Raw genomic sequence first — 8,604 nt, 5'->3', positions numbered from 1 at the left:
GAGGGTGTTGTTGCCGGCGTTGCCGGTCAGGAGGTTGGCCTGGCTGTTGCCGGTACCCTCGAGGTCGGCGGTGCCGAGCAGGGTGAGGCGCTCGATCTCCTCGAGGAAGAGGAGGCTGAGGGAGACGGTGGTGCGCAGGGTGTCGAGCCCGCCGTCGGCCAACTCCGTGACCACGTCGCCCGCGTTGTCGACGAAGTAGAGGTCGTCGCCCAAGCCCCCGGCCATGGTGTCGGCCCCCTGCCCGCCGTCGAGCAGGTCGTTGCCCTCACCGCCCTCGAGCGCGTCGTCGCCCGCACCGCCCAGGAGGGTGTCGTTGCCCAAAGCCCCGGAGAGGGTGTTGTTGCCGGTGTTGCCGGTGATGAGGTTGGCCAGGCCGTTGCCGGTGCCCGAGATGTTGCCCTCCCCGAGCAGGGTGAGGTTCTCGACCTCGGCGGCGAGGGTCAGGGAGACGGTGGTGTGCACGGTGTCGCGCCCGCCGCCGGGAAGCTCGGTGACGACGTCGCCCAGGCTGTCGACGAGGTAGAGATCGTTCCCCAGGCCCCCGACCAGGGTATCGATGCCCAGCCCGCCGTCCAGCGTGTCGGCCCCATCGCCGCCGGTGAGGCTGTCATTGCCTCCGCCGCCGGTCAGGGCATTGGCGCCTGAGGTGCCGGTCAGCGTGTCATTGCCCTCGCCCCCGGTGGCGTTCTCGATGCTCGTGAACACATCCTCCTGCGCGAAGGCGGTGGTCGCGCCGGTTGCCGGATTGCGGTTGCTCAGCGTCACGCCCTGCGCCGCTCCCTCCGCGAGGGTCACGATGACGCTGGCGAACTCTCCCTGGTAGGAGATCGTGTCGCTGCCGGTACCGCCGCTGAGCACGTCGTTTCCGAAGCCGCCGAGGAGCAGGTCGTTGCCCGCGCCGCCGTTGAGCGTGTCGTTCTCGCTGCCGCCGAGCAGCGTGTCGTTGCCCTGGTCGCCGAAGAGCAGGTCGTTCTCGCTGCCGCCGAGAAGCACGTCGTTGCCCAGGCCGCCATGCAGCTCGTCATCCTGCACGCGCCCGTCCATCACGTCGTTGCCGATGGTCCCGACCAGCAGGTCGCGCGGCGCGCCGTCGCGGGGCCCGATGATCTGCTCGCCGGGCACGCGGGTGTCGAACAGGGCGCCTACGATGCCGTTCGTGTCCCCGCTGCCGGGCGCCTGCCCCGTCGTGGCCACGACCACGCGGCCATCGTCCAGCGTCGCCGCGGTGAAGCCGCCGCGGTCGAGGCCCACGCCCGAGCCGAAGGCGGGGAAGAGGCCCCCGATCTTCTCGCCGCCGGCGCCGAAGAGCTGGCCCGTGACGATGCCGTCGGCGCCCTCGACGAGCATGGTGAAGCTCGTGCCGTCGAAGTCGGTGGCGACGAGATGCTTCGCCCCGGCACCGGCGGGCAGCACCCCGAAATCGGCCAGCCCCGCCGTCTGATAGCCACCTCCCGCCGGGGTGTAGATCTGGGCGACGTAGTGGTCGTCCTCCGTCACATAGGCGATGGCGAAGTTGAAGCCGAGCCCGACCACCTCGGGCACCGAGCCGAGCTTGATGCCGGAGAGGGTGATCACCGCCGAGCCGCCGTCGAGCACGGTGTAGCCCTCGGCGTCGATCGAGGGCTCGAAGACCCGCACCTTCACGGAGTCGACGGGCTGCCCGTTCTCGTCCGTCCGCTCCACCCAGGAGACGACCACCTCGCCGTCATGCAGGCCGGTGATGCTCGCGTCGCGGCCAGAGGCGGAGAGCTCGATGGTTCCGTTGTCGCCGCTATCCCCGAGCACCAGGGCGGGGCGCCCGTCGAGCCCGACGGAGACCGGCGCGCGCTCCCCCTGCAAGTCCACGTCCCGGCCGGGATCGGCCGGCACGGAGAAGACGGTGAAGCGCTGGAGCAGGACGCGCCCGGGCTCCGAGGCGGAGGCGGATTCGGTGAAGACGACGTTGAAGCCGAGTTCCTGCGTGTCGTTGTTCGCGTCCACCACCTCGTAGCCGGCGACCTGCGCGCCGTGCTGCACCGTACCCGCGGCCGGCGGTGCCGTCGTGAACTCCCCGGGGCCGACGAGGCCCACGACGGAGGAGACGAAGCGGCCATGGATGCCGCCCCCCTCCTCCCAGACAGCGACGACGCTCGCATTGCCCGCGCCCGTCGCGACGACGTTGGAGACGCTGCCCACGCCGTCCGTCAGGCGGAAGACCTGGGCCGCCGCGCCGCCGAAAGCCGCGTCGGCGGCGCCCAGGGCGTCGTAGGCCTTGAAGTACACCTCGTCACCCGTCTGCCAGGCGAAGCCGAAGCCACCGAGCAGGCCCACGGCGCTGGGGGAGGCCTGATCCCCGGCGGCGAGGCTCACGCCGCCCAGCACGCCGGTGTTCACGGCGAAGGGCGCCGGGGAACTGATGCCCCAGCCGATCGGCGTGCCATCCGTCGGCGTGCCCGCCGGTAGGCCCTGGTAGGTGTCCGGCAGGCCCTGGAAGAAGACGGAGGTCTCGACCGGCACGCTGCCCGTGCCCGCGAGGTTCCGCGCGCTGCCGAGGGTCAGGCTGCCGGCCACGACGGTGCTGTTGAAGTCCAGCTTCTCGATGTCGACGATCCGGTCCTGCCCGTCCGCGCCGGGATTCGCGCCGCCGCGCATGTCCTTGACAGTAAAGCTGCCATCGCCGTTCACCGTGACGGAGTACTGGTTGCGCGCCCCGCGATAGGCCGCGCTGTCCGTGCCCTCGCCGCCGTCGAGGATGTCCGAGAGGCCGCCGCCGTAGAGGGTGTCGTCGCCCAGCGCGCCATAGGCCTCGTCCTCGGCCTGCCGGCCCCCGCGCGTGTCGGCGCGGTCGGTGACGAAGATGTCGTTCTTCACCGTGCCGATGAGGATGTCGGGCCGCGCGTCCACCCGCACCTCGCCGTCGCGCACGCGGTCGCCGACCAGCCTGATGCCGGTCGGGCTGGAGGGATCGACGATGCGCGTGTCCACGATCTGCGCGGTCACGTCGCCATTCTCGCCCCAGACGACGACGGCGCGCTCGCCGGTCAGGCCGCCCGCGGAGCTGCTGGCATGAACGCCGGTCCCGACGGGCACGACCGTCCCGGAGATGAAGCCGCGCTCGTCGAAGTTCAGCGCCTGGGCGGGGCCGCCCTCGACGCCGAAGCTCACCACGCCGCGCTCGGAATCCTCGCCGAAGCCGACGACGCTGAGATTGCCGTCGAAGGCGGCGGGAAGGTCCACGACCTTGTGGGCCGGGGCGCGCGGCACGAAGGTCGGATCCGCATCGCCGAAGATCCAGGTCTGGCCCCAGAGTTCGAGGCCACCGGCCTCGTTCTGCGCCACCCAGAAGATGGCGAAGCCGCCGACGCCGACCGAGGCCACGCGCACCACGCCACCATCGGCGAGGGCCGAGGCGCCCGCCGGAACGGGGAGGCGGGCATCGAGCACGACCTCGTTCGTTCCGGGATCGCGGATGAGGGCGCCGTCCGCGTCCATCAGCCGGGCGGCGACGTATTCGGGCCCGTCCGGGCTGTCGCGCCCGATCCAGGTGATCACCTGCTCGCCGTCATGGAGCGCGGCGATGCTCGGGCTGCGGCCGCCCAGGGCGAGCTGGACCGGCGCGTTGTCGCCATCGGCGACCTCGCCGGAGATGCCGGCGGGCACGGGGCCGCCCGGATTGCCGGCGGCGTCCAGCGGCACCTCGAAGCGCTGCATCATCACGCGGGTTCCGGCGACGCCGTCGACCACGACATCCTCGACCCAGACCGCGGTGAAGCCGACGATGATGGTGACGCCGTCCGCGAGGACCTTCTCCCCGCCGGACAGGGCGAGGTCGCGCTGCTCCGTCACGACCGTGCCGGCGGGGTAGAAGGAGGGATCCGCGATGTGGAACTCCTCGCCCGCCAGGGCCTCGGGCCCGCTCAGCCGCGCCTTGAGCAGGACAGGCGCGCCCTCTCCCGCCCTCTCGCTCCAGCCGACGGTGTAGCCCTCGATCCAGCCCGCCATGGCGAGGGGCCGGTCCTCCTGGATGATGCCGGCGCCGTCGCTCATGTCGATCGGGCCGGGAAGGAGTTCGTCCGGATTGGCCAGGGCGTCATAGAACCGGGCGGTGATGCGCGCCTCCGCGCCCGAGCCGTTCACATAGGCGACGCCGAAGAACTCCGCCCCGTTGTCGGCCACGACGGGCCGCGCCTGCGAAGTGGGGTCGGCGACGATGCCGAACCCGTCGAGGTCAGCCTCGGTGAGGCCCCAGGAAGTCGGTGTAGCCATCTCTCAGCCCTCCGCGAGCGCCTCGCTGGCGTCTCGCCTGTGCAGCGGTTTCGGATCGGCGCCCGCTTCCGGGCGGCGGTTAGGGAAGAGGCAATCGGGCCGGCGACGAGGCTCCTGATCCGGCCCCGCGAGATCAGCCGGCCTTCATACCGGTACTGTCGGAACGGCTGTTATTACTCGCGTCGCTCGTTTCTTTTGTTGAACGAAACGAATGACGGCATCTCCCGGCTCTGCTCTCGTCCGTTCGCCGGGAACACAACTTGAGGTAGAAAAGCCGTGCAACGTCTCTATTTGCTTTCATCGTCAGCCTGTTCCGCCCCTGAACGCCTTTGCGTCGATAAAACAATTATCGATTTGCAAACGGAAGGCTCAACAGTAATTATTGAGACGAGAATGGCGGGCTGAGATGCGAGAACGCGCGTCGGACGCCTCCAAGCTGTTGAAAACCATGTTTCAAAGATGAAAATTGGTTCAGTTCACAAAAACGAGAGGTAAGGCGGGATCGTTTCTTTCGGTGAACATCACGGCGACGTGATTTCTCCTTCGATACGAGATGCCCCCGATCGCCAACAGGAGTGCGGAAGAATGGCCACTATCAGCGCGAGCGCCTGGGGCAACTCGCTCGACATGCTCGACGGCTTCAACGTCAACGAGCCAAGTTTCGGGGCCGGCACGACCCATTCCGGGCCGGCGGTGGCCGGCAATGGGGGAACCCGCTTCGGCGTGGCCTACCGCCAGGATGTGCTCGATCCCATCACGGAACTGGTCATCGAGTCGCATGTCCGCCTGCAGGTGCTGGACCATGTGCTCGCTCCCGTCGCGGCGGCCGAGGCGGGGCCGCTGCAGCTCGACGACGGCCTTGGCACGATTCTCGGCGGGCCCTCCGTCATCGGCTGGGGCGGCGGCTACGCCGCGGTGTGGCAGGAGCGCGCGACGGCCACGGGGCCCATCACCTTCCACGCCCGTCTAACCGGCCCGGACGGTCTCGCGAGGACGGAATTCATCCTGTCCCCGCCCCAGGCCCGGCCGGGTCTCGTGCAGTACGACCTGGCCCTCGTCTCCCACGCCCTCCCTGCCGGGAGCGCCACCTCGCTCCCGGGCTTCACGGCGGCCTGGGTGGAGGAAGCGACGGGGCAGCCGGCGCGCGTGAAGCTGCAGCGCTACGGGCTGACGCTCGACGATTCGGGGCAGCCCGTCTCCGTTCAGCCGCTCGGCGCCGATGGAAGCCCCGGCGGTGCGAATGGCGACGCCGTGCTCGACCTCGGCCCGGGTCGCGATCCCTCACTGGCCATGCTCCCGGACGGCGATCTCGCAATCCTCTGGATCGGTCCGGACGGCCGGCTCCACGGGCAGGTCCGTGACGCCGAATCGGGCGCTCCACTCCCTTCCGGCGCGATCGACCTGGACAGCGCGCTCGCCGGCATCCTCGTCCCGAACGGGGCGATGGCCCGGATCGTCGCCCTCGGCGACGGCAGCCTCGGCGTGTTCTGGGTCGATGGATCGGGCGCTGTTCCGGTGATCAAGGGCATGCCCTTCGTCGTGGACACGGCCGGGGGGAGCTGGACCGCCGGCGCGGCGACGATCGTCGCCACCCTTCCTCCCGGCCATGGCGGCGATTTCGACGTGGCGGGCCTGGACGCCGCCGGGGGCGCAACGGTCTCCTTCGGCACGGCGGACGGCCGCCTTCTCGTCCAGCATGTCAGCCTCGCCGCCGGCTCGCCTCCCGCCTTCAGCATCCCGGCCGAGGAGCCCTACGAGGCTTTCCAGGGCGACGGCGCGATCGCTGCGCGGGAGCACGCGGTGACCGGGCTCGTCGGGGAGCGAGTCGTGGTGGTGACGCAGGACCCCAACGGCGACATCGCCGCGCAGATCCTGGACACGCGGGCGCCGAACCAGGTCCTGCTCGGCGACGGTGGGGAGGATGCGGCGCCGCGGGCGGACATCCTCGTCGGCACGGTGGGGGACGACCTGATCATCGCGGACCGCGCCGGGAGTGCGGGCGCGGCGGACAGCCTCCACGGCGCGCTCGGCGACGACACGCTCCTCGGCGGCGGCGGGAACGATCTTCTCGATGGCGGCGATGGGCAGGACAGCGCGGCCTATCGCGGCCCCCGGCATCTCTACTCCATCACCCTGAACGGCGACGGCAGCCTCACCGTGCGGGACATGCGCCCGGGCGCCACGGCGTCCCATGACGGGCAGGACATCCTCCGGGGCGTCGAGGAGATCGCCTTCGGCGTGACGGTGGCGGGCTCCGTCCTGCTGCCGGGCGGCGATGCGGTGTCGGCAGACCTCTTCTACGGCGTCAACGACCTGCCGCCGGGCGAAGCGATCACCGGCCCCGGCGACGGCGCCGCGGCCGACATCCTCACCGGCACGGAGGAGGCCGACCGGATCGACGGCCGGGACGGCGACGACGAGCTGCAGGGCGGATTCGGGGACGACTTCCTCATCGGCGGCAGCGGCGAGGACGAGATCCTCGGCGAGGACGGCAACGACACGCTCAGCGGCGGCGCCGAGGACGACAGGCTGGAGGGAGGCGCCGGCAACGATGTCCTGCTCGGCGGCTTCGGGGAGGACAGTCTCGACGGCGGCGAGGGCACGGACACGGTTTCCTACCGCGGCGAGTTCGCGGATTTCACCATCGACCTCCTCGCCGGCGAGACCCGGAGCAACCGCGATCCCGACACCGGCGAGACGATCGCCCCGGCCCTGGAGGACCGCTTCAGCGGAATCGAGAATGCGACAGGCGGCGAGGGAAATGACGTCATCGTCGGCGACGGCGGGGCAAATGTCCTCTCGGGCCGTGGCGGCAATGATCTCCTCACCGGAGGCGCGGGTGCCGACACGCTGTCCGGCGGCGTCGGCGACGACAGCCTGACCGGAGGCCTCGGCAACGACGTCTTCGACGGCGGCGCGGGCAACGACGTCATCACCGATCTGCGGGGCGAGGGCACGGCCGATGTCGTGCAGTACGGCGGGACCCGCAACTCCTACGCGATCGCCTACAACGCCCAGACCGGCGTCTTCACCGTGACCGACACCGAGGGCGGCGGGACCGACCTGGTCAGCGGTGTCGAGCTGTTCCGTTTCGGGGACGGGCAGTTCACCGACGGCCAACTCATCGCCCAGCTCACGACCACGGGGTTGGTCATCGACGGCACCGCCGATCCGGACCTGCTGGACGGAACCCTGGGCAATGACAGCATCTCCGGCTTCCAGGGCGCGGATGTGCTGAATGGGCTGGACGGCAACGACACGCTCGCGGGCGGGGCGGGCCGCGACACCCTCCGCGGCGGCGCGGGCGAGGACCGCCTGCTCGGCGGTCTCGGCGCGGACGTGCTGCATGGCGGACTCGGCCACGACACGCTCCTCGGCGGGGATGGCGACGACCGGCTGGAGGGCGGGAACGGGGCCGACCGGCTCGAAGGCGGGGAGGGCGCCGACATCCTGGAAGGCGGGGACGGGGCCGACACGCTCGACGGCGGCGCGGGGCCCGACACCATGGCGGGCGGCGGCGGAGCCGACATCTACATCGCCGACGATGCCGGCGATCTCGCCATCGAGATCGCGGGCGGCGGCAACGACACCGTCCGGTCCTCCGTCAGCTACGTGCTCGGCGGGTTCATCGAGAACCTGGACCTCACGGGTGCGGGCAATGTCGACGGAACCGGCAATTCCGGCGGCAATCTGATCCGAGGGAACCTCGGCAACAACCGGCTCGACGGCGGCGGGGGTGCCGACATCCTGGAGGGCGGCGCGGGCAACGACACATATGTCGTGGACACGGTGCTCGATGCCGTCCACGAGCTTGCCGGAGAGGGTGTCGATACCGTCGTCGTCTCGGCCGGCGCCCCTGTCACGACATGGGTGCTGGCCAGCACCTCCGGCCTCGCCACCAGCTTCATCGAGAGGCTCGTCCTGGAGGGCGCGGGGGATCAGGGCGCGATCGGGAATGAGCTGGACAACGAGCTCGTCGGGAACGGCGGACGGAACAACCTGATCGGCGGTGAGGGCAACGACACGCTGGACGGCGGGCTGGGGGCCGACACCCTGGCCGGGGGCTTGGGCGATGACGTCTACTTCGTCGACAATCTCGGGGACGCCGTAACGGAACTGGCCGGCGGCGGCACGGATGAGGTGCGCACCACCGTCTCCCTGACCCTGGCCGCCGAGGTCGAGCGCCTCACCCTGCTCGGCACCGCCAACCTCTCGGGCACCGGCAACGGCCAGGCCAACCTCATCACTGGCAATGCAGGCAATAACCGCCTCGAGGGAGGGCTGGGCAGCGACACGCTCCTGGGCGGGCTGGGGCGGGACACGCTGGTCGGGGGGCTGGGCGACGACACCTACTTCGTC

Annotated in this window: 2 protein-coding genes; one reads left to right on the top strand and one right to left on the bottom strand. The window is 70.7% G+C overall.

Annotated elements, in window-relative coordinates; translation table 11 throughout:
- A partial coding sequence (locus FHS87_RS22680; protein ID WP_281394593.1) for a calcium-binding protein occupies nucleotides 1-4,245 on the bottom strand: 4,245 nt, incomplete at its 3' end.
- 585 nt (nucleotides 4,246-4,830) lie between these two features.
- On the opposite strand from FHS87_RS22680, the gene FHS87_RS22675 reads away from it, so the two are divergent.
- Nucleotides 4,831-8,604: calcium-binding protein (locus FHS87_RS22675; RefSeq protein WP_376766455.1), on the top strand; the 3,774-nt coding region annotated here is incomplete at its 3' end.

The organism is Muricoccus pecuniae, from assembly GCF_014199205.1.
In the GTDB taxonomy this organism is placed as follows: domain Bacteria; phylum Pseudomonadota; class Alphaproteobacteria; order Acetobacterales; family Acetobacteraceae; genus Roseomonas; species Roseomonas pecuniae.
The sequence above is the reverse complement of the archived record's forward strand: the minus strand, read 5'-3'. Positions and strand labels throughout refer to the sequence as shown.